The sequence below is a fragment of the Phenylobacterium sp. genome, from assembly GCF_030693405.1.
In the GTDB taxonomy this organism is placed as follows: Bacteria; Pseudomonadota; Alphaproteobacteria; order Caulobacterales; family Caulobacteraceae; genus Phenylobacterium.
In genome coordinates this window covers 134,457-153,547 of sequence record NZ_JAUYAW010000010.1, presented here as the reverse complement: position 1 = coordinate 153,547, position 19,091 = coordinate 134,457, and the positions used below count along the sequence as shown (strand labels likewise).

The 19,091-nt window shown below is 68.6% G+C and carries 20 protein-coding genes; 8 read left to right on the top strand and 12 right to left on the bottom strand.

Going from position 1 to position 19,091, the window contains the following annotated elements; translation table 11 throughout:
- Positions 1–49: 49 nt before the first annotated feature.
- Positions 50–1,747 (top strand): glycosyltransferase family 39 protein, encoded by a 1,698-nt coding sequence (locus Q8N19_RS02110; RefSeq protein WP_305587983.1) that lies wholly within the window; start codon positions 50–52, stop codon positions 1,745–1,747.
- Positions 1,744–2,652: a hydroxymethylglutaryl-CoA lyase gene (locus Q8N19_RS02105; protein ID WP_305587982.1), complete on the top strand. Its 909-nt coding sequence runs from the start codon at positions 1,744–1,746 to the stop codon at positions 2,650–2,652. The genes Q8N19_RS02110 and Q8N19_RS02105 overlap by 4 nt, the downstream gene beginning before the upstream one ends.
- Here Q8N19_RS02105 and Q8N19_RS02100 read toward each other — a convergent pair.
- Genes Q8N19_RS02100 through cysS form a run of 6 tightly spaced genes read right to left on the bottom strand, consistent with a single transcriptional unit; the run spans position 2,649 to position 8,308 of the window.
- Positions 2,649–3,587 (bottom strand): glycosyltransferase family 2 protein, encoded by a 939-nt coding sequence (locus Q8N19_RS02100; RefSeq protein ID WP_305587981.1) that lies wholly within the window; start codon positions 3,585–3,587, stop codon positions 2,649–2,651. The two genes, Q8N19_RS02105 and Q8N19_RS02100, sit on opposite strands and share 4 nt — an antisense overlap.
- The gene (gene thrS / locus Q8N19_RS02095) at positions 3,587–5,563 is read right to left on the bottom strand and encodes a threonine--tRNA ligase (protein WP_305587980.1); all 1,977 of its coding nucleotides are present in this window, start codon (positions 5,561–5,563) and stop codon (positions 3,587–3,589) included. Before thrS ends, Q8N19_RS02100 begins: the two co-directional genes overlap by 1 nt.
- Positions 5,560–5,832, bottom strand: coding sequence for a membrane protein insertion efficiency factor YidD (yidD, locus tag Q8N19_RS02090; protein ID WP_293320898.1), 273 nt, complete (start codon positions 5,830–5,832; stop codon positions 5,560–5,562). The genes thrS and yidD overlap by 4 nt, the downstream gene beginning before the upstream one ends.
- Before the next feature lie 54 nt (positions 5,833–5,886).
- The gene (locus Q8N19_RS02085; RefSeq protein WP_293320900.1) at positions 5,887–6,336 is read right to left on the bottom strand and encodes an iron-sulfur cluster assembly scaffold protein; all 450 of its coding nucleotides are present in this window, start codon (positions 6,334–6,336) and stop codon (positions 5,887–5,889) included.
- Between the two features lie 17 nt (positions 6,337–6,353).
- A complete protein-coding gene (locus tag Q8N19_RS02080) occupies positions 6,354–6,908 on the bottom strand; it encodes an SRPBCC domain-containing protein (RefSeq protein WP_305587979.1) in 555 nt (184 codons plus the stop codon).
- Positions 6,908–8,308, bottom strand: a complete 1,401-nt coding sequence (gene cysS, locus Q8N19_RS02075) for a cysteine--tRNA ligase (protein ID WP_305587978.1) — start codon at positions 8,306–8,308, stop codon at positions 6,908–6,910. Before cysS ends, Q8N19_RS02080 begins: the two co-directional genes overlap by 1 nt.
- A gap of 181 nt (positions 8,309–8,489) precedes the next feature.
- On the opposite strand from cysS, the gene folE reads away from it, so the two are divergent.
- Positions 8,490–9,116, top strand: a complete 627-nt coding sequence (gene folE / locus Q8N19_RS02070) for a GTP cyclohydrolase I FolE (protein WP_293320906.1) — start codon at positions 8,490–8,492, stop codon at positions 9,114–9,116.
- Here the strand turns inward: folE and Q8N19_RS02065 are convergent.
- Positions 9,113–9,970 (bottom strand): DUF817 domain-containing protein, encoded by an 858-nt coding sequence (locus Q8N19_RS02065; protein WP_305587977.1) that lies wholly within the window; start codon positions 9,968–9,970, stop codon positions 9,113–9,115. The genes folE and Q8N19_RS02065 overlap by 4 nt on opposite strands.
- Positions 9,971–9,979: 9 nt before the next feature.
- Positions 9,980–11,029, bottom strand: a complete 1,050-nt coding sequence (locus Q8N19_RS02060) for a serine hydrolase domain-containing protein (protein ID WP_305587976.1) — start codon at positions 11,027–11,029, stop codon at positions 9,980–9,982.
- Between the two features lie 78 nt (positions 11,030–11,107).
- Here Q8N19_RS02060 and hisI point away from each other — a divergent pair, with 78 nt between their 5' ends.
- Positions 11,108–11,506, top strand: a complete 399-nt coding sequence (hisI, locus tag Q8N19_RS02055) for a phosphoribosyl-AMP cyclohydrolase (protein ID WP_305587975.1) — start codon at positions 11,108–11,110, stop codon at positions 11,504–11,506.
- Positions 11,507–11,512: 6 nt separating this feature from the next.
- On the opposite strand, the gene Q8N19_RS02050 is transcribed toward hisI, so the two are convergent.
- Positions 11,513–13,189, bottom strand: a complete 1,677-nt coding sequence (locus Q8N19_RS02050; protein WP_305587974.1) for an alkaline phosphatase — start codon at positions 13,187–13,189, stop codon at positions 11,513–11,515.
- Positions 13,190–13,262: 73 nt separating this feature from the next.
- Here Q8N19_RS02050 and Q8N19_RS02045 point away from each other — a divergent pair, with 73 nt between their 5' ends.
- The 4 genes from Q8N19_RS02045 to Q8N19_RS02030 all read left to right on the top strand — a co-directional run bounded on the left by Q8N19_RS02045 (position 13,263) and on the right by Q8N19_RS02030 (position 16,131).
- On the top strand, positions 13,263–13,580 hold the full coding sequence (locus tag Q8N19_RS02045; RefSeq protein WP_305587973.1) for a ferritin family protein: 318 nt from the start codon (positions 13,263–13,265) through the stop codon (positions 13,578–13,580).
- Positions 13,570–14,586: an RluA family pseudouridine synthase gene (locus tag Q8N19_RS02040; RefSeq protein ID WP_305587972.1), complete on the top strand. Its 1,017-nt coding sequence runs from the start codon at positions 13,570–13,572 to the stop codon at positions 14,584–14,586. The genes Q8N19_RS02045 and Q8N19_RS02040 overlap by 11 nt, the downstream gene beginning before the upstream one ends.
- 214 nt (positions 14,587–14,800) lie before the next feature.
- Positions 14,801–15,688 (top strand): RNA polymerase sigma factor RpoH, encoded by an 888-nt coding sequence (rpoH, locus tag Q8N19_RS02035; protein WP_305587971.1) that lies wholly within the window; start codon positions 14,801–14,803, stop codon positions 15,686–15,688.
- 71 nt (positions 15,689–15,759) lie between these two features.
- Positions 15,760–16,131: a nuclear transport factor 2 family protein gene (locus Q8N19_RS02030; protein WP_305587970.1), complete on the top strand. Its 372-nt coding sequence runs from the start codon at positions 15,760–15,762 to the stop codon at positions 16,129–16,131.
- 9 nt (positions 16,132–16,140) lie between these two features.
- On the opposite strand, the gene Q8N19_RS02025 is transcribed toward Q8N19_RS02030, so the two are convergent.
- From Q8N19_RS02025 to Q8N19_RS02015, 3 genes are all read right to left on the bottom strand, one after another.
- Entirely contained in the window at positions 16,141–16,959 is an 819-nt protein-coding gene (locus Q8N19_RS02025) for a PleD family two-component system response regulator (protein ID WP_305587969.1), read from the bottom strand.
- 68 nt (positions 16,960–17,027) lie between these two features.
- Entirely contained in the window at positions 17,028–18,317 is a 1,290-nt protein-coding gene (locus Q8N19_RS02020; RefSeq protein WP_371133769.1) for an adenylosuccinate synthase, read from the bottom strand.
- A 116-nt stretch (positions 18,318–18,433) separates the two neighbouring features.
- The gene (locus Q8N19_RS02015) at positions 18,434–19,036 is read right to left on the bottom strand and encodes an acyloxyacyl hydrolase (RefSeq protein WP_305587968.1); all 603 of its coding nucleotides are present in this window, start codon (positions 19,034–19,036) and stop codon (positions 18,434–18,436) included.
- Positions 19,037–19,091: the final 55 nt, after the last annotated feature.

The window sequence follows — 19,091 nt, the reverse complement described above, 5'->3', positions numbered from 1 at the left end:
TCAATAGCGGAAAACTTGGCCTGGGAAAGATCGTGCTATCACCGCACCCATGACGTTTCAGTCCAGTCTTCAGTGGGCGAGCCAAGGCTGGCGGGGCCCGGTCTTCGCCGCCCTGCTGGCCATGATCGCCGGCCTGCCCGGCGTGTTCGCGATGCCGCCGCTCGACCGCGACGAGTCGCGATTCGCCCAGGCCACCGCCCAGATGCTGGAGACCGGCGACTTCGTGGTCATCCGCTATCAGGACGAGCCCCGGTTCAAGAAGCCGGTGGGTATCCACTGGCTGCAGGCGGCCAGCGTCTCGGCGGTGTCGGCGGTCGAGGACCGGGAGATCTGGGCCTACCGCCTGCCCTCCCTGCTGGGCGCCATGCTGGCGGCGGGCGCCTGCGCCTGGGGGGCGGCGGCCTTTTTCGGCTCGCCGGCGGGCCTGATCGCCGGGACGCTGCTGGCCTCAAGCCTGCTGCTCTCCACCGAGGCCTTCATTGCCAAGACCGATGCGGTGCTGTGCGGGATGATCGTCCTGGCCATGGCTGCGCTCGCGCGGATCTATGGCGCCGCCCGGGGCGGGCCGCAGGTGAGCTGGCGGGCGCGGCTGCTGTTCTGGCTGGGCCTGTCGGGGGCCATCCTGGTCAAGGGTCCAGTGGGTCCGATGGTCGTCGCCCTGGCGGTGATCGCCCTGGTGGCCTCGGAGCGGAAGATAGACTGGCTGAAGGGACTTGGCCTCAGCTGGGGTCCGATCCTGCTGCTGGCCCTGGTGGGGCCGTGGGCCTGGGCCGTCACGGTGGCCACCGACGGCGCCTTCTGGAGCACCGCCCTGATGGGCGACCTGGCGCCCAAGCTGTCCGGCGGACACGAGACCCATGGGGCGCCGCCGGGCTATCACCTGCTCGCCTTAAGCCTGCTGGCCTTTCCCATGACCCTGCTGATTCCGGCGGGCCTCCTGGTGGGCTGGACGCGCCGCCACGAGCCGGGCGTGCGGTTCGCCCTGTGCTGGCTGATCCCCGCCTGGATCGTCTTCGAACTCACCCCCACCAAGCTGGTCCACTATCCCCTGCCGCTCTATGGCGCACTGGCCTGGCTGTCAGCGGCGGCCCTGCAGGCGCCCCTGGGCCGCTGGCCGCGGCTGATCGGGGCTGGGCTGGCGGCGGTCTCAGGCCTGATCCTGGCGGGGATCTGCTTTGTTCTGCTCTCCCAGTTCGGCGCCGCCGCCGATGTCACCGCCGCCGCCGCGGCCGGCGGACTACTCGCCGCGGCCGGCCTGGTGGGCGGTTTCATGCTGGCCAGCCGCGCGCCCCGCGGCGCCGTGGTCACCGCCATGGCCCTGACCGTGCTCGGCCACGGGGCGCTGGCCGCAGGCCTGGCGCCAGGCCTGGCGCCGCTCTGGTCCTCGGCCCGCGTGGCGCGGATCCTGGAGTCCGAGCGGCTGCTGCCGCGGCAGGGCATGGCGCCCTCCCCCGTGGCCGTGGCCGGATATGCCGAGCCGAGCCTGGTCTTCGCCCTGGGCACACCCACCCTGCTGGGCGATAGCGCTGATGCCGCCCAGGCCATCGCCACCTTCCGACCGGCCGTGGTGGAGGCCGCCGAGGAGCAGGCCTTCCGCGCGGCCCTGGACGCCCGGAATCTGCAGGTGCGGATGGTGCGTCAGGTTTCGGGACTGAACTATTCCAATGGCCGGCCGGTGCGCCTGCGGATCTATCAGAACGCCGCGCCGCGCCCGCCGCCGCCAGCCGCGCCGGAGCCGCGCCCATGAGCCGCAAGATCCAGATCGTCGAGGTCGGCCCCCGGGACGGACTGCAGAACGAAAAGGTGTTGCTGGACACCGACCAGAAGCTCGATTTCATCGCCCGGCTGCGCGCCGCCGGCGCCCGACGGATCGAGACCGTGTCCTTCGTCAATCCGCGCCGCGTGCCGCAGATGGCCGGCGCCGAGGAGATCATGGCCGCCCAGCCGCCCGCGGACGGCTTCTCGCCCATCGGCCTGGTGCTGAACGCCCGAGGCTGGGAGCGGGCCGTGACCGCTGGCTGCGCGGAGGCCAATGTGGTGGTCTGCGCCACCGACGGGTTCGGGGTCCGCAATCAGGGCGCCACCACGGCCGAGCAGATGGACACCCTGGCCGCCATCGTCGCGCGCCGGCAGGTCGAGGGCGGACCGGCCCTGAGCGTCACCTTCTCGGTGGCATTTGGCTGTCCCTTCGACGGGGAGGTGAGCACCGCCCAGGTGGTCGCCCTGGCGCGGGCCGCAGGCGAGTTGGGGGTGCCGGAGATCGCACTGGCCGACACCATCGGCGTGGCTGATCCCTGGACTGTCCGCGAACGGATCAACGCCGTGCGCGCGGCGGCGCCTGAGGCGGTCCTGCGGGTCCATTTCCACGATACGCGCAATACGGGTCTGGCCAACGCCTTCGCCGCTGTGGAGGCCGGGGTGGACGTGCTGGACGCCAGCTGCGGCGGCCTCGGGGGGTGTCCCTTCGCGCCGGACGCCACGGGCAATATCGGCACCGAGGACCTGGTCTATATGCTCGAACGGGCCGGGTTTCATACCGGCTATGACCTGGACGCCCTGGTCGAGACCGCTCAATGGGTCTCAGGTCTGTTGGGCAAGCCACCTGCGGCCTCCGTCAGCCGGGCCGGCGGATTTCCGAGGTCAGGGGCTTAGGCCGTCCGGCCGGTCAGGCGCCACAGCAGGGGGCGAACGACGGCGGCGCCGACCACCAGGGGCCAGAGCAGCCAGGCGGCGACGGCCTCGCCCGCGCCATGGGCGCGCTTGCGGAAGTAGCGGGCCAGGCCCAGGCCCTTGGACAGTTCGACCTTCAGCGGGCTGGCGCGGCTGGTGTGGCCGAGATGGACGACTTCTGCGGTGGGATGGAACATCACCTCGCCGCCGGCCTCACGCACCCGCCAGCACAGATCGATATCCTCCACATGCAGGAAATAGCCCTCGTCGAAGCCGCCCAGGCTGAGATAGCCGGCCCGGCGGATGGCGAAGAAGGCCCCGGAAATGGTCGGCACCGGGCAAAGCGCGGCCGGCGCGGCCTCATTCTCCCAATGGACCTCATAGCGGCGCAGGGCCTTGGAGCGGCGGGTGAGGCCGCTGAGGGACAGGAGCGCGGCCACCGGCGTGATCTCGCCGCGGCGGGCGCCGCGCTGCTCGGTGCGGTCAGCGTTCAGGACCCGGCCGCCGACCAGCCGCAAGGGGCAGCCGTCCAGCACCGCCCTGGCCAGCACCTGGGCGCAACCCGGCTGCAGAAAGGCGTCGGGATTGAGGAAGATCAGCACATCGCCGGTGGCGGCGTCCGCGCCCAGATTGGCCCCGCGGGCGAACCCCACATTGCCCTGGCCGCGCACCAGCCGCATCTGCGGGTGGCGGCGGGCTAGATCGTCGAGGAGCGCCGCCTCGCAGGGGTCGGAGCCATTGTCGACGACAACGAACTCGTCCACCTGCGGATCGGCCAGCACGCAGGCGAGGCTCTGATCCAGAGCCTCGCCCGTCATGTAGACGACCATGATCACCGAAAGGCGCGCGCGGGACGCGACGTCTAGCGGCGTCGGGACAGCCTCCGCCGCCACAAACGATGCGCCGATATCGTTCATCAAGCCTCCATGGCCTCGGCGGATCCCCACGAATCCGCTTCGCCCCGAGCTTCCCGTTCAACATCGGGCGGAAGCGCCTCGGAGGCAAGCTGCAAGACCGCCTCCTCCAGGGTGAGGATCTCCTGGCCCTGGGAGCCGAGGCGGCGCAGGGCGACCTTGCCCTCCTCGGCCTCGCGCCGGCCGATCACGGCGATCACCGGGGTCTTGGTCAGGCTGTGCTCGCGGATCTTGTAGTTGATCTTCTCGTTGCGCAAATCGGTCTCCACCCGCAGGCCCGCGGCCTTCAGCTTTAACGCCGCCTCTCGGGCGAATCCGTCGGCGTCGGAGGTGATCGTCGCCACCACCACCTGGGTGGGCGCCAGCCAAAGCGGGAAGGCGCCGGCATAGTTCTCGATCAGCATGCCGATGAAGCGTTCCATCGAGCCCGCAATAGCCCGGTGCAGCATGACCGGCCGCTGCTTGGAGCCGTCCTCGGCCACATATTCAGCCTCCAGCCGCTCGGGCAGGACGAAGTCCAGCTGGAGGGTGCCGCACTGCCAGGTGCGGCCGATGGCGTCGCGCAGGTGGAATTCCAGCTTGGGACCATAGAAGGCGCCCTCGCCGGGCAGGTATTCCACTCCCATGTTCACCGCCGCCCGGGCGGCGCGCTCCAGCTTCTGCTCGGCGATATCCCAGATCTCGTCGGTGCCGGCCCGCAGGTCAGGCCGCAGGGCGAGCTTCACCGAGTGCAGCTCCAAGCCGAAGTCGGCATAGGCGGAGTTGAGCAGGCGGACGAACCGCTTGGTCTCGTCTTCCACCTGGTCTTCGCGACAGAAGATGTGGGCGTCGTCCTGGGTGAAGCCGCGCACCCGCATGATGCCGTGCAGGGCGCCCGAGGGCTCATAGCGGTGGCAGGCGCCAAACTCCGCCATGCGCAGCGGCAGGTCGCGGTAGGACTTCTGGCCGACATTGAAGATCTGCACATGGCCCGGGCAGTTCATCGGCTTGACGGCCAGGCTCTCGCCCTCGGCGGTCTCGCAGACGAACATGTTGGCCCCGAACTTCTCCCAGTGGCCTGAGGCTTCCCAGAGGGAGCGGTCGAGGATCTGGGGCGTCTTGACCTCTTCGTAGCCGTCCTTGGTCAGCCGGCGGCGGATATAGGCCTCAACCTCGCGATAGAGGGTCCAGCCCTTGGCGTGCCAGAAGACCATGCCCTTGCCCTCTTCCTGGATGTGGAAGAGGTCCATGGCCTTGCCGATCTTGCGGTGGTCCCGGCGCTCGGCCTCCTCCACCCGCTGCAGATAGGCCGCAAGGTCGGCCTCGGTGGCCCAGGCGGTGCCGTAGATGCGCTGCAGCTGGGCGTTGCGGTGGTCACCGCGCCAGTAGGCGCCGGCCAGCTTGGTCAGCTTGAAGGCCTTGCCCACATGTTTGGTCGAAGGCAGGTGCGGACCCAGGCACAGGTCCTTCCAGGCGCCCTGCCAATAGACGCTGATCTCCTCAGTCTCGGGCAGGTCCTCGATGATCTCGGCCTTGTAGGCCTCGCCAATGCCCCGGAAGTGTTCGATGGCCTGGTTGCGGTCCCAGACGTCCCGGCGGATCGGCTCGTCGCGTTCGACGATCTCGCGCATCTTGGCTTCGATCTTTTCGAAGTCGTCGAGGCTGAAGGGCTCATCGCGGGCGAAGTCGTAATAGAAGCCGTCCTCGATGGACGGACCGATGGTCACCTGGGTGCCGGGGAACAGCTCCTGCACCGCCTCGGCCAGCACGTGGGCGGCGTCGTGGCGGATGGTCTCCAGGACCTCGGGGTCCTCCCGGGTCAGGATCTGGAAGGCGCCGCTGGCGTGCAGCGGCCGCTCCAGGTCCAGCAGCTGGCCGTCCAGCTTCACCAGCACGGCCTTCTTCTCCAGGGACTTGGAGATGCCCGCGGCGATCTGGCGGCCGGTCACGCCGGCCTCGAAGGGCCGTTTGGAACCGTCAGGGAAAACGAGCTCGATCATGTGTCACACGTCCATTTGCGCGCCGGCGGCTCATCGGAGCGGCCCGGCGGCGGAGGCGGCGGATCATAGCCCGAACCGCCCCAGGGGTTGCATCGGCACAGCCGCCGCGCCGCAAGCCAGGAGCCGCGCCAGGGGCCGTGATCGATCAGGGCCTGCGCCGCATAGTCCGAACAGGTCGGCAGGAAGCGACAGTGGCGTCCGATCAGGGGGGAAAGCGTCAGCTTGTAGGCGCGATGGGCGCCTCTGACGCAGGATTCGTAGGGGGTCATGCCGGCCGCAGGCTTGCGATTGCTCGCAGCGATTACGTTGCGGGGGCGGTCAAATCAAGCCGCGCCGGCGGGACTAGTTCGCGCCAGGGCCTGATGGACAGCATCGACCGTCGCCTCGAACGCCAGAAGCGTGGAGGCGTGGCGGGCGGGATAGTCCTTCACCGGCGCAAGCATGGAGAGATCCGAAAAACGTCCGACCGGCGCGTCTGCGCCGTCCTTCAACATAGCACGGAAGGCGTCCCGGGCCATCTCGATCTCCGACAGGGAGGCGCCGACCACATGGGTCCCCAGCACGGCGGCGGCGGCCTGGCCCAGCGCGCAGGCCTTCACGTCCTGAGCGAAGTCGGCGACCCGGTCGCCGTCGAGGACGACGTCCACCACCACCCGGCTGCCGCAGAGCTTGGCGACCTTCTCCGACGTGCCCTGCGGCTGCGCCAGCCGGCCGGCCCGGGGCATGTTGGCGGCGAGCTTGAGGAGCCGCGCGGAATAGAGGTCGTCGATCATGGGCCTGATCTGGGGGTTCAGGCCCGGCCGCGCCAGGCGGCCTCGGCCCTGGCCTTCAGCGCCTCGCCCATGGCGGCGAAGCCCTTCTTCAACGGGCGCTGCACCCGCTTGGCGGCGGCTGGCCCCAGCAGGCCCTGGAACAGCTCGCCATTGGAGACGATGCAGGCGTGGTCGGCCACCTGATCGATCTCGATATAGCGGATCGCTGTGCCGAAGCCGCTGGCCACGCTGGTGCGCCAGTGCAGCTGCTCGTGGGGCACCCAGTCCACCACCACCGGCTCGATGTGCCGCGGGGCCTGTTCGGGCAGGGCCAGGGTCAGCTCCAGGGGCGCGCCGATGGACAGGACGCCGGACGCCCGGGTGTAGATCGGATTCCACTCCGGCCAGGCCTGGAGATCGGCGATCAGGGTCCAGAGGGTCTCCGGCGGCGCCTGGACGCCGATCCGATGCTCTACCTTCAGCCCCTTGGGGCCCGCCCCACCCTTGCGCTTGCCAAACCCGAAGCCCGGCATGAAGGAGGGCGACAGCTGGCTGGCGGCCAGGGGATTGGTGTTGCGGTTCATGCCCATCATCAGCTCGGCTCCTTCAGCCGCCAGGTGGCGCCCTCGGCAGAATCCATCACCACCACGTTCAGCGCGTTCAGCTCATCGCGTATCGCATCGGCCCGTGGCCAATCCTTGGCGGTCCGCGCGGCGATCCGATCGGCGATCAGGGTCTCGACCCTGGCCTTCAGCTCAGGATCGGCCCCGCCCTGGAACCAGGTCTCGGGATCGGCCTGCAAGAAACCCAGCAGGGCGCCGGACGCCAGCAGTTCGCCCTTCGCCTGGGCGCGGGCCGCCTCATCCCCAGTCTCGATCACCGAGGCCAGGACAAACAGCTCGGCCATGGCCTGGGCGGTGTTGAGGTCATCCTCCAGGGCCGCCAGGAACTTCGCCCCCGGCGCCGTAGTGGTCGGGGTGACGTCGGCCGCCCGGCGCAGGGCGCCATAGAGCCGGTCCAGGGACTTGCGCGCCTGCTCCAGCATCTCGCCAGACCACTCTAGCGGCGCGCGATAGTGGCCCACCAGCAGGGCCCAGCGGACCGCTTCGCCAGGCGTCTGTTTCACCAGGTCATGGACCAGGACCACATTGCCCAGACTCTTGGACATCTTCTCCGAACCGAAGTTCAGGAAGCCGTTGTGCATCCAGTAGCGGGCATAGTCGGCCCCGTGGCCGGACTCGCAGCCGTGGGCGGCGCACACCCCCTGGGCCAGCTCGTTCTCATGGTGGGGGAAGATCAGGTCGTTGCCGCCCCCGTGAATGTCGATGGGCAGGCCGAGCGTCTGCTCGATCATGGCCGAGCATTCGATGTGCCAGCCGGGACGCCCAGGCCCCCAGGGGCTGTCCCACACCGGCTCGCCGGCCTTGGAAGGCTTCCAGAGGACGAAGTCGGCGGGGTTGCGCTTATAGGGCGCCACATCGACCCGGGCGCCGGCGACCATGTCCTCCAGGCTGCGGCCCGAGAGCTGGCCATAGTCGGGATAGGACTCCGTGCTGAACAGCACATGGCCCTCGGCGGCATAGGCCGCGCCCTTGTCCACCAGGCGGCCGATCATCTCGATGATCGCGTCCATAGTCTGGGTCGCGCGGGGCTGGAAGGTGGGGGCCAGGGCGCCCAGGGTCGCCATGTCGCGATTATAGATGTCGAGATAGCGCTGGGTGATGACGTCGATCTCGACGCCCTCGGCCTGGGCCTTGGCGTTGATCTTGTCGTCCACGTCGGTGACGTTGGCGGCGTAGAGCACCGCGTCGTCGCCATAGGTATGGCGCAGCAGGCGGAACAGCACGTCGAAGACCACCACCGGCCGGGCGTTGCCGATGTGGGCGTAGTTATAGACCGTCGGGCCACAGACATACATCGTCACCCGCTGGGGATCGACGGGGACGAAGGGCCGCTTCTGGCGGGCCATGGTGTCATAGAGGCTAAGGGACATAGACCATACTGACGCTAGGGAACGGTTGCCCGCCCGGGATGGGCCACCATATACAGATCGCCCGGGCCGGAAGACAGGGGGCGCGTCCGCGCGCCGTCTTCCCCCGTAAATCGGTGGCGCGCGCCCCTTCCGGGTTCTTGGACCCGGCGCAACTCAGCACCAGAGAAAGCCTCATCAGACCATGGACGCTCCCACACGCGACTTGAACCTGAACGGTCCGGCCGGCCTTGAGCCCATCGCCCGCCCCACCCGCGAAGAGGCCATGGCGGCTGTTCGCACCCTGATCGCCTGGGCCGGCGACGACCCGCGCCGGGAAGGGGTGATCGACACGCCCAAGCGGGTGGTGGACGCCTATGCCGACTGGTTTGAGGGCTATGGCGCCGATCCGGCCAAGGAGCTGTCGCGGACCTTCGAGGACGTGCAGGGCTATGACGACATCGTCATGCTGCGCGAGATCGAGGTGGAAAGCCACTGCGAGCACCACATGGCGCCCTTCCTGGGCAAGGCCTATGTGGCCTACATGCCCACCAACCGCGTCGTCGGCATCTCCAAGCTGGCCCGGGTGGTGGAAATCTACGCCAAGCGTCTCCAGACCCAGGAGACCATGACCCAGCAGATCGCCGACGCCATCACCGACAGCCTGCGCCCGGCCGGCGTGGCGGTGCTGATCGACGCCCAGCACCAGTGCATGACCACCCGCGGGGTCCACCACCGCCACGTCAGCACCATCACCACCCAGTTCACCGGCGTCTTCAAGACCGACAACAGCCTGCGCCAGCGCTTCCTGGACTTCGTCAACAAGCGCTAGCTTGAGCGTTCTGCCCGCCGCGGCGGATGGACCAGGGTCACCAGGACGAAGCTGAGCATCATCAGCAGGTACCAGGAGCCCATCTTGGCCAGGCTGACCGGCGTCCAGCCGTCAGCCTGGTCGGGATAGACCCAGGCCGAGGCGTAGGTCCCGAGGTTCTCGGCGATCCAGATGAAGAAGGCCGTCAGGATCGCCGCCGCCAGCAGGGGCATGCGCCGGTCGCGCACGTCAGGGCGATAAACCACCCAGGTGCGGGCGAAGATCAGGACCGAGAAAGCGAACAGCCCCAACCGGATGTCCGGCATGTAGTGGTGGGTGAAGAAGTTGGCATAGGCCAGCACCGCCAGGATCCAGGGCGCCCAGGCCGGCGGGTAGTTCGCAAACCGGATGTCCATCAGCCGGATGATCCGGGCCATGAACGAGCCGACGCAGGCGTACATGAAGCCCGAAAACAGCGGCACGCCGCCGATCCTAAGCAGGCTCTCCTCCGGATAGGTCCAGGAGCCGTGGGCGGTCTTGAAGATCTCCATGGCCGTGCCGACCAGATGGAAGATGGCGATGACCAGGGCCTCCCGGGGCCGCTCCAGGCCGGTGGCAAGCAGGAAGACCTGCAGGCCCACCGCCGCCAGCACCAGAAAATCATAGCGGGCGAGGACTGCGTCCTGCGGCCACCAGAAGCTGGTGGCCACCAGCAGGGCCAGCATGGTTCCGGCGAACAGGCAGGCCCAGGCCTGCTTCAGGCCAAACAGCAGGAATTCATAGGCGCCGGCCCGCCAGGGCGCGCCCAGCGTCCAGGGCCTGGCCCAGGCGTCAAAGGTCTCGACCCGGCGCTTGATCTGGTCCTTGAGGCTCACCGCCCGAGCTTAGGCGCGCACGAGGTCGAGCAGGCTTCGCGCGAGGGCGTCGGGCTCCCCCTCGCCTTTCAGGGCGATCGCCACCGTGGCCCGGCTCGTCATGGAATAGGCCACGAGGCAGGCGTCGGCCTCCCCGGCATAGAGCCAGGTGTCGGCCGCAGCGTCCTGGGCGGCCGGAAGGTCACGAACCCTCACGCCTAGGCCGGCATAGTCGGTCAGCCCCTCGGCCAGGGGGTGCAGCCGGTAGAATCGCCGACGGGTGGCCTGCGCCCCATGCAGGCGCTCGCCCAGCAGGTCGCGCCAGAACCGCACCACGTCCAGGGCTGAGGCCGAGACGGTCACCGGGTCGCTCGCCGCGAACGCGGTCTCCCGCAGGTCGCGCCGCTCGGCGATCCGCCGGTTCAGGATGTCGGCCAGGGGGGCGGCATCCACGGTGGTGAGGATCTGGGCCAGGACCGCGTCATTGGCCGGGGACAGTTCCATCGCCGCCCCGGGCTGGAAGCGCGCAGGCTGCGGTTCAGACCCATCGGCTGACGGCAGGCCGCTGGTGTGGGCCAGCAGGTCCTCCAGGGTGATCCAGGCGGCGTTGGGCCGGTCCGGCGCCCAGGGGGTGATCGGCGCCTCGAGGGTCAGGACGCCAGTCTCCACCATCTGCGTCGCGGCGGTGGCGACATAGGCTCGCTCCAGCCCGTTCCAGGCGAACTGCGCCGGCGGCGGCGTCCCATCGCGGGTCCAGCCTTGCGTCCAGACCGCGCCACCCGGTTCGGCCAGGGCCGCCGTGGCGGCCTCGACGCCTGGCATCGCCGCGACCCTGCTGAGGAAACGCTCTTCGATGGCGTCGCGGATCACCGGCTGCAGGCGCGAGGAGACCGCCGTGCGGATCTGATCAAACTGCCAGTCGCCCAGCTGCTGGCGCAGGGGCTGTCCCGCATAGTCGGCTCGCCCCTCCCGTGGCGCCCGGCTCGCCCGCCGGCCAAGGCCGAAGGGCCATTGAGCAAGGGCTGGCGCGGGCGCGGCCAGGGCAATGGCGGACAGGAGGGCGCGGCGGCTGAGGCTCATGGCGATTCGACTCCCTTGGCGGCGCAAGCTGCGCTGCGACATCTCCCCCTGCCCTGGAAGGAGGGCTATAGTTTGCCCATGTCCGTTCAATTTCCCACCGCTTCTGACAAGCACGCCCTGGAGCGCGGCGCGGCCATCGCCCCGCGCTTCGACACAAATGGCCTGATCGCCGCTGTCGCCACCCACGCCGAGACCGGCGAGGTGCTGATGTTCGCCTGGATGAACGCCGAGGCCCTGGCCCTGACGCTGTCCACCGGCCAGGCCCACTATTACAGCCGCTCCCGCAGCGCCCTGTGGCTCAAGGGCGAGACCAGCGGCCAGGTGCAGCAGGTGGTGGAGACCCGGATCGACTGCGACCAGGACTGCGTCTGGATCAAGGTCCTGCCCCAGGGCGACGGCGGCGCCTGCCATGTGGGCTTTCGCTCGTGCTTCTACCGGGTGGTCGAGGACGGCCGCCTGGTCGAACGCCCTGACTAGAGGGTCTCAGAGCGCCTTGAGCGGCGAGACCCCCGACTCCTGCGCCGTCACGGTGAAGGTCTTGCGCACCGCGATCTCATAGTCCTTGGCGACGATGGTGGAGACGGTCATCAGCTCGCTCTTCACCGCCTCAGGCGTCAGGGTCAGCAGGATGAAGCCCTTGGCCGCCTGCTCCGAGAAGACCACCTCGTTGGAGGCCGCGGCGAACAGCTCGCCCACCTCGACGCCCGTCAGATAGTCGCCGGCGCCGGGGCTGGTGATCCCGGTCGTGCCGAACTCCACCGCCCGCAGCTGGGCGTCATCATCGTAAAGCTCGTTGGCCCAGAAGGCGTGGCTGTCGCCGGACACCACCACCACCCGGGCGTTCGCGGCCGCAATGGCGTCGTACAGACGCTCTCGGGCGACCGGATATCCGTCCCACATGTCCAGCCCGTAGGGCAGACCAAGGGCGGCCAGCCGCTCCCAACGCTCGACCAGGACGCCAATCCCCGGCGGCAGGCTGGCGATCGCCTGGGCGAAGGCCTCATCGCCCATGGTCTTGCGCGCGGCAGGCATCATGACCCGCGCCATGACCACGGCGTTGCCCAGCACCTGCCACTTCCGGCCCGACTGGACCGAGCTGGCCAGTTCACCGGCGAGCCAGGCCTCCTGCTCGGCGCCCATCATGCGACGATCCGGGTCGTTCAGACGCTGGCGGAAGGCGGCCACGTCGGCCTGGCCGTCCACGATCGGCAGGTCCGTGGCGTAGTCCAGTTGCAGGTCGCGGCCGCCGATCCGGGTTTCCAGCATGATCAGGCTGGCCAGGTCGCCGAAATGGAAACTGCGGTTGATGGCGGTCATGGCCGCACCGGGCGCCGGGTTACGGATCGGCATCCACTCGAAATAGGCCTTCAGCGCATTGGCCTTGCGGGTCGCCCAGTCGCCCTCGGTCTCGGGCTGATGGTTTTCGGCCCCATCCATCCAGGAGTTGTTCGTCGTCTCGTGATCGTCCCAGGTGACAATCCACGGCGCACGCGCATGGGCGGCCTGCAGCGAGGGATCGGTCTTGTACTGGGCGTGACGGGTCCGGTAGTCCTGGAGGGTCACAATCTCATGGGGCGGGTCATGCGGCCGCTCGCCGGCCACGGCCGAGGTCATGCCGTAAGACCCCTCGCCCCCATATTCGTAGATGTAGTCGCCCAGATGGACCACCGCGTCGAGCTGGGGCAGGTCGGCGATGGCCTGATAGGCGTTGAAATAGCCATTGGGATAGAGGGAGCACGAGGCCACAGCCAGGACCAGTTCGCGGGTCTCGCCCACCGGCAGGGTGCGCGTGCGGCCCATGGGCGAGGTGACCCCGTTGGCCTCGAATTCGAAGGTGTAGGCCCGCGCCGGATCGAGCCCGGCGACATCGACCTTCACCGTGTAGTCCTGCTCGGGTCCGGTGACGCCGGTTCCGGACTTGGCGCCGCCGGCCCGGCGGTCCACCGGGTTCATCCGCCAGGCATAGGCGATCTGCCCGGCGCCCTCGGCCTTTGGCGTGATCCGGGTCCACAGGATGACCGCATCAGCCAGGGGATCACCCGAGGCCACGCCGTGCTCGAAGGCCACCGGACCGCTAAAGGGCGTCTGGGCGCGCGCGGTGAGCGGCGCGGCGGCGCCGAATCCGAGAAGGGCCAGAGCCCGACGGCGATCGATCTTCATTCTGACTGTCCCCAACTCGCGCCTTGGTCGAGCGCGTGCAATAGAAGGCCTTTGCGACAGGAGCATGATGCCTATGGCCAGCGAGAGCCTTCACGTCCCCCGGGAAAAGCTTAGCCCCAAGACGCTCCAGCTCCACTATGCGATCGCCTCGCTGATGGAGGAGCTGGAGGCGGTGGACTTGTACCGCCAGCGGGCCGACGATTGCGACGACCCGGAGCTGAAAGCCATCCTCCTGCACAACGCCAAGGAGGAAATGGAGCACGCGGCCATGGTCCTGGAATGGATCCGCCGCAATGATGAGCAGTTCGACGGCCAGCTGCGGGAGTACCTGTTCAAGGACGGCTCCATCATGGGCCATGAAGAAGGCGCCGCCGACAAGCATGGGCTCTGACCCCAGCGCTCCGACGCGTGTGACGATCCTCGAGACGGAAGACGACGGCGACCTGCTTGTGCTGCAGGTCGCCGCCGAGGCCGCCGGCGGGCGCCTGGACAAGACCCTGGCGGCCCTCGCCGAGGACCTGTCCCGGGCCCGCATCCAGGCCCTGCTGGCCGCCGGCGCAGTGAGCTGGAACGGCGAGGTCGTCCGGGACGGCTCGGCCAAGGCCCAGCCCGGCGCCTATGAGATCCTGGTGCCCCCGGTCATCGCCGCCGAGCCGGAGCCGCAGGATATTCCCCTGAAGGTGCTGTTTGAGGACAGCCACCTGATCGTGGTCGACAAGCCTCCAGGCATGGCTGTCCATCCCGCCCCGGGCTCGCCCGATCGCACCCTGGTCAACGCCCTGCTGCACCACTGCGGCGCCAGCCTGTCGGGGATCGGCGGGGTGGCCCGGCCAGGGATCGTCCACCGGATCGACAAGGACACCTCCGGCGTCCTGGTCTGCGCCAAGACCGACGCCGCCCACCAGGGTCTGTCGGCCCTGTTCTTTCGCCACGATATCGACCGGGCCTATGTGGCCCTGACCCGGGGCGCGCCCAAGCCGCGCAAGGGCACGGTGCAGTCCCTGCTAGGCCGCTCAGCCCATGACCGCAAGAAGATGGCCGTGCTGAAGTCCGGGGGACGCGAGGCGATCACCCACTATGAGACCACAGCCCTGTTCGGCCCCTCCGACCGCCCGACCGCGGCGCGGGTGCGGTGCCGGCTGGAGACTGGACGCACCCACCAGATCCGCGTCCACATGGCGTCAAAGGGCGCGCCCTGCCTGGGCGACGCCGTCTATGGCTCCGGCAGCCCGGCGCCGGCCGTGCGTGCGGCCATGGCCGAGGCGGGCCTGACCCGCCAGGCCCTGCACGCCCAGGTTCTGGGCTTCATCCATCCGATCACCGGCGAGCCCCTGAGGTTCGAGGCCCCGCTGCCCGCCGACATGGCGCAGCTTGAAGCTCTGCTGGGCGCCCTCTGAGATTTTCGGCGGGTCCCAACGAGGGGCCGCGCCTTGCTTGCGCCCAGATCGCGGGGTACAAATACCTGAGTTCACAAGTGGGACTTTCCAGCCGCCCTCCCCGGCGGCCTTCCGCTCCGACAACCCGATACCTATCTGAAGGGTCGAGGGGTGGGGGGACCTGGCGCACACCTGCGCAGCGGCCCGGCAGTCCACACATCAAGAGGGGATAGTCATGGCCGCGCAAACGCTTGCCGTCATGTCGCCGGAAGGCGGCCTGAGCCGGTATCTCAGCGATATTCGCAAATTTCCGATGCTGGCCAAGGACGAGGAATTCATGCTCGCCAAGCGCTGGCAGGAGCACGAAGACCCCGAGGCCGCCCATCGGCTGGTGACCAGCCACCTGCGTCTGGTGGCCAAGATCGCCATGGGCTACCGCGGCTATGGCCTGCCCATCGGTGAGGTGATCTCCGAGGGCAATGTCGGCCTGATGCAGGCGGTCAAGAAGTTCGATCCCGACCGGGGCTTCCGCCTGGCCACCTACGCCATGTGGTGGATCCGCGCCTCGATCCAGGAGTACATCTTGCGGTCCTGGTCCCTGGTGAAGATGGGCACGACGGCGGCGCAGAAGAAGCTGTTCTTCAACCTCCGCAAGGCCAAGAGCCAGATCAGCGCCTTCGAGGAAGGCGACATGCACCCCGACCAGGTCCGTCAGATCGCCACCAAGCTCGGCGTGCTGGACGAAGAGGTCATCTCCATGAACCGGCGCCTGTCGGGCCCGGACGCCTCGCTCAACGCGCCCCTGCGTTCGGACTCCGAGAGCGAGTGGCAGGACTGGCTGGCCGACGACGCCGCCCCCAGCCAGGAGACGGTGGTCGCCGACAACGAGGAGCGCGGTCTGCGCATGGGTCTCCTTCAGGAGGCCATGGCCGAGCTTTCCGACCGTGAACGTCACATTCTGACCGAGCGGCGGCTGAAGGACGATCCGACGACGCTCGAGGAACTGGCCGGCCAGTACGGCGTCAGCCGCGAGCGCGTCCGTCAGATCGAGGTCCGCGCCTTCGAGAAGCTTCAGAAGACCATGCAGGCCGCCGCCGAAGACCGGAACCTGGTCAACGCCTGATCGGGCTTGCCCAAAACAGCCGGGCCATGGACCCTCCCCCAAAGTTCAAGAGAACGCAGGGGGAGACGTCCATGGCCCAGGTCAATGCCGAGATCATCGCCAATTTCATCGCCGCCTGGTCCCGCCGCGATCCGGCTGAGCTGGCGAGCTATTTCTGCGAAGACGGCTGCTACCACAACATGCCGACCGGGCCGGTCCATGGCCGCGAGGCCATCGCCGGCTTCATCGGCGCCTTTGTCAAAGACTGGACCTCCACCGACTGGGAGGTCCTGACCCTGATGGCGGAGGGCGACCGGGTGGTGGCCGAGCGGCTCGACCGCACCATGGTCGGCGGCAAGCCCGTCGATCTGCCCTGCTGCGGCGTCTTCGAGATGGAGAAGGGTCAGATCAAGGTCTGGCGCGACTATTTCGACCTCTCGACCTATCTCAACGCCCTGAAATAGAGCGCCGGTTCAGGCCACGCGCTTGCGCGGGCCGTCCTCGGCCGGGGCAAAGGCCGACAGAGCCGCCACATGAAAGGCGATCTCGGTCGGGTCCAGTCGTCGCGGGTCCACGACGGTGGCCAGGTAACGGTGGAAGTCGGCCGCCGCCGCAGCCAGCTTCATGTCGCCGGTCTTGACCGCCACCGACTGAAGATCGGCGCCCTGCGCCTTCATGGCTCGCAGAGCCTGGGCCGGATCGCTCTGCAGGGCTCCGGCGGCGGACTTGAGGATCTTCACCGCCTGCAGGATGCGGCTGCGCTCCGGCGTCGCCCGGGAGTCAGAGCGGCGCTTGAGGGCGCCCTGATAGTCGCCAGAATTGAACCGCCGGCGGTCGGGACCGACATAGGTCACCGCCTCGACCCAGTCCCGGGGCCGCAGGGTCACCGCCTCAAGCCGCTTGAGCAGGTCGGCGGTGGTGAAGGGCTTGCGCAGGAATTCGTGGACGCCGGCGTCCCGCGCGCCGAGAACCGCGGCTGCGGTGGGCTGGGTCAGGATCATGACCACCGGCGCCTGGCGGCAGGTCGCCTCGCTGCGGCGCAGGCGGCGGGTGAATTCGATGCCGTCGACGCCGCCGCGCTCGGCGTGCTCGATGAAGATGATCTGCGGGTCTGCCCCCTTGATCAACTCCATGGCCTTGCCGGCCGAGGGCGCCACCCAGACCTGACAGTGGGTCAGACTACGCATGAGATCAGCCAGCATGCGTCCGCCAGCCGGGGACGGATCAATGATCAGCACCCGCTGCAATGCGGGCGCCATTCGGTCGATCAGCTTGCGGTCATCATTGAACACAGATGGGCTCCCCTATGGGGCCACCCTGCCATCAGCCCGTAAAGAAGCGCTTACGTCGCACCCCCCGATTATCCCTGAAACGGGTCCAGCATCATGATGATGTCGTCCCGGTCGGGACTGGTGGACAGCAGCACCGCCGGCGCGCCGATCAGCTCCTCGATCCGCCGCACATACTTGATCGCATTGGCCGGCAGATCCTTCCAGGAGCGGGCGCCGCGGGTGCTCTCGCTCCACCCCTCCATCTCTTCATAGATGGGCTCAATGGCGGCCTGGTCCCGCAGACCGGCCGGCAGGTAGTCGATGGTCTCGCCGCGCAGGCGGTAGCCGACACAGACCTTGAGGGTCTCGAAGCCGTCAAGGATGTCGAGCTTGGTCAGCACCGCCCCCTGCACCCCGCCGACGGCGATGGACTGGCGCACCAGCACCGCATCGAACCAGCCGCAGCGGCGAGGCCGCCCGGTGACCGTGCCGAACTCATGGCCCCGCTCGCCCAGCAGGCGGCCGGTCTCGTCGTTCAGCTCCGTGGGGAAGGGGCCCTCGCCCACCCGGGTGGTGTAGGCCTTGAGGATGCCCAGCACATAGCCGCCAGCCGTGGGGCCGACGCCGGCGCCAGCGGCCGCCTGACCGGCCACGGTGTTGGACGAGGTCACATAGGGGTAGGTGCCGTGGTCCACGTCCAGCAGGGTCGCCTGGGCGCCTTCGAACAGGACCCGCTGTCCCGCCTTGATGGCGTCGCCGAGGATGCGCCAGGCGGGCTTCACATAGGGCAGGATCTTCGGGGCCAGCTCCTGCAGCTGGGCGAGGATTTCGTCGGGGCGGGCCTCAGGCAGGCCAAGCCCGGCGCGCAGAGCGCCGTGGTGGGCGAGCAGGCGCTCGATCTTGACCTCCAGGGCCTCGGGATCGGCCAGGTCGGCGAAGCGGATGGCGCGGCGCCCCACCTTGTCCTCATAGGCCGGACCAATGCCGCGGCCGGTGGTGCCGATCTTGCCGGCCCCGGCCCGGGCCTCGCGGGCGCCATCCAGGTCCCGGTGCAGGGGCAGGACCAGGGTGGCGTTCTCCGCCAGGATCAGGTTGTCGGGATTGATGCCCAGACCCTGCCCCTGGGCGCGGGTGATCTCGTCCAGCAGGGACCAGGGATCGACCACGACCCCATTGCCGATGATCGACAGCTTGCCCTGGATCACGCCCGAGGGGAGCAGCGACAGCTTGTAGGTCTTGTTTCCCACCACGATGGTGTGGCCGGCGTTGTTGCCGCCCTGGAAGCGAACCACCACGTCGGCGCGGTTGGCCAGCCAGTCGATGACCTTGCCCTTGCCCTCGTCGCCCCACTGGGCGCCGATCACCGTCACATTGGCCATTGAGATACGATCCTTCCGCCTGCCGGGCGGATCCGTCCCGCCCTTCGACAGGGCTCGGCGAGAGGATGTGATCGATTGTGGAACCGGCGTTCAGACGCCGCGAAGGCGGGGGCCGGTCAGAAGCTGTAAATCAGCCGCACGCCCGCGGCGTCAAGGCCCTGGTTCTTTCCCTGGTGGAAAATCTGGGCGTTGGAGATGTGAACCCAGGACAGTTCGGCGGCGAACTGATCGGTGAACGCATAGCCCACCGACAATTCCGGCTGGAACAGCAGCTGGGACCCGAAGTCGATGCGGGTGTTGTAGAGCTCCAGCCGCCGTTCGATCTCGGCCGGCGTCAGGTTTGGCGCATTGACCGGCGGCAGGCCCGCCTCACCGTCGGTATAGGCCAGGCCCAGGCCCGGACGGACGTACAGGCGCTCGGTCAGGCCGATGGGCCAGGAGACTCCGGCGGCGACGAAATTGCTCGTGCCCTCGCTGTTGAGGGAAACAAACGCGTGCAGCTGAGGACCGCCGAACAGATAGTCGATGGGCTCTGTGCGAAGGCCAAGATGCAGGTCGATGCCCTCCTCGCGGCCAGGCGCGCCTGATCCGATCGCGTCGCCGATGAAGGTGACATCGTGGGCGTAGGCGCCGACCAGAAGTTCGGCCGCCGTCGCCTCGCCAGCGCCCATCCCAGCCAGGACCAAGGCCGCCCCGGCCGCCGCAGCAAGCTTACGCATTGTGATTCGCCCCCAACCCACCGCTATGGGTCGACGACAGATAAGCACGGGCCGG

Excerpts from the sequence above, each read along its gene's own strand:
- Q8N19_RS02110 (WP_305587983.1), top strand. The coding sequence starts at position 50 with ATGACGTTTCAGTCCAGTCTTCAGTGGGCGAGCCAAGGCTGGCGGGGC.
- Q8N19_RS02105 (WP_305587982.1), top strand. The coding sequence starts at position 1,744 with ATGAGCCGCAAGATCCAGATCGTCGAGGTCGGCCCCCGGGACGGACTG.
- Q8N19_RS02100 (WP_305587981.1), bottom strand. The coding sequence starts at position 3,587 with ATGAACGATATCGGCGCATCGTTTGTGGCGGCGGAGGCTGTCCCGACG.
- thrS (WP_305587980.1), bottom strand. The coding sequence starts at position 5,563 with ATGATCGAGCTCGTTTTCCCTGACGGTTCCAAACGGCCCTTCGAGGCC.
- yidD (WP_293320898.1), bottom strand. The coding sequence starts at position 5,832 with ATGACCCCCTACGAATCCTGCGTCAGAGGCGCCCATCGCGCCTACAAG.
- Q8N19_RS02085 (WP_293320900.1), bottom strand. The coding sequence starts at position 6,336 with ATGATCGACGACCTCTATTCCGCGCGGCTCCTCAAGCTCGCCGCCAAC.
- Q8N19_RS02080 (WP_305587979.1), bottom strand. The coding sequence starts at position 6,908 with ATGATGGGCATGAACCGCAACACCAATCCCCTGGCCGCCAGCCAGCTG.
- cysS (WP_305587978.1), bottom strand. The coding sequence starts at position 8,308 with ATGTCCCTTAGCCTCTATGACACCATGGCCCGCCAGAAGCGGCCCTTC.
- folE (WP_293320906.1), top strand. The coding sequence starts at position 8,490 with ATGGACGCTCCCACACGCGACTTGAACCTGAACGGTCCGGCCGGCCTT.
- Q8N19_RS02060 (WP_305587976.1), bottom strand. The coding sequence starts at position 11,029 with ATGAGCCTCAGCCGCCGCGCCCTCCTGTCCGCCATTGCCCTGGCCGCG.
- hisI (WP_305587975.1), top strand. The coding sequence starts at position 11,108 with ATGTCCGTTCAATTTCCCACCGCTTCTGACAAGCACGCCCTGGAGCGC.
- Q8N19_RS02050 (WP_305587974.1), bottom strand. The coding sequence starts at position 13,189 with ATGAAGATCGATCGCCGTCGGGCTCTGGCCCTTCTCGGATTCGGCGCC.
- Q8N19_RS02045 (WP_305587973.1), top strand. The coding sequence starts at position 13,263 with ATGGCCAGCGAGAGCCTTCACGTCCCCCGGGAAAAGCTTAGCCCCAAG.
- Q8N19_RS02040 (WP_305587972.1), top strand. The coding sequence starts at position 13,570 with ATGGGCTCTGACCCCAGCGCTCCGACGCGTGTGACGATCCTCGAGACG.
- rpoH (WP_305587971.1), top strand. The coding sequence starts at position 14,801 with ATGGCCGCGCAAACGCTTGCCGTCATGTCGCCGGAAGGCGGCCTGAGC.
- Q8N19_RS02030 (WP_305587970.1), top strand. The coding sequence starts at position 15,760 with ATGGCCCAGGTCAATGCCGAGATCATCGCCAATTTCATCGCCGCCTGG.
- Q8N19_RS02020 (WP_371133769.1), bottom strand. The coding sequence starts at position 18,317 with ATGGCCAATGTGACGGTGATCGGCGCCCAGTGGGGCGACGAGGGCAAG.
- Q8N19_RS02015 (WP_305587968.1), bottom strand. The coding sequence starts at position 19,036 with ATGCGTAAGCTTGCTGCGGCGGCCGGGGCGGCCTTGGTCCTGGCTGGG.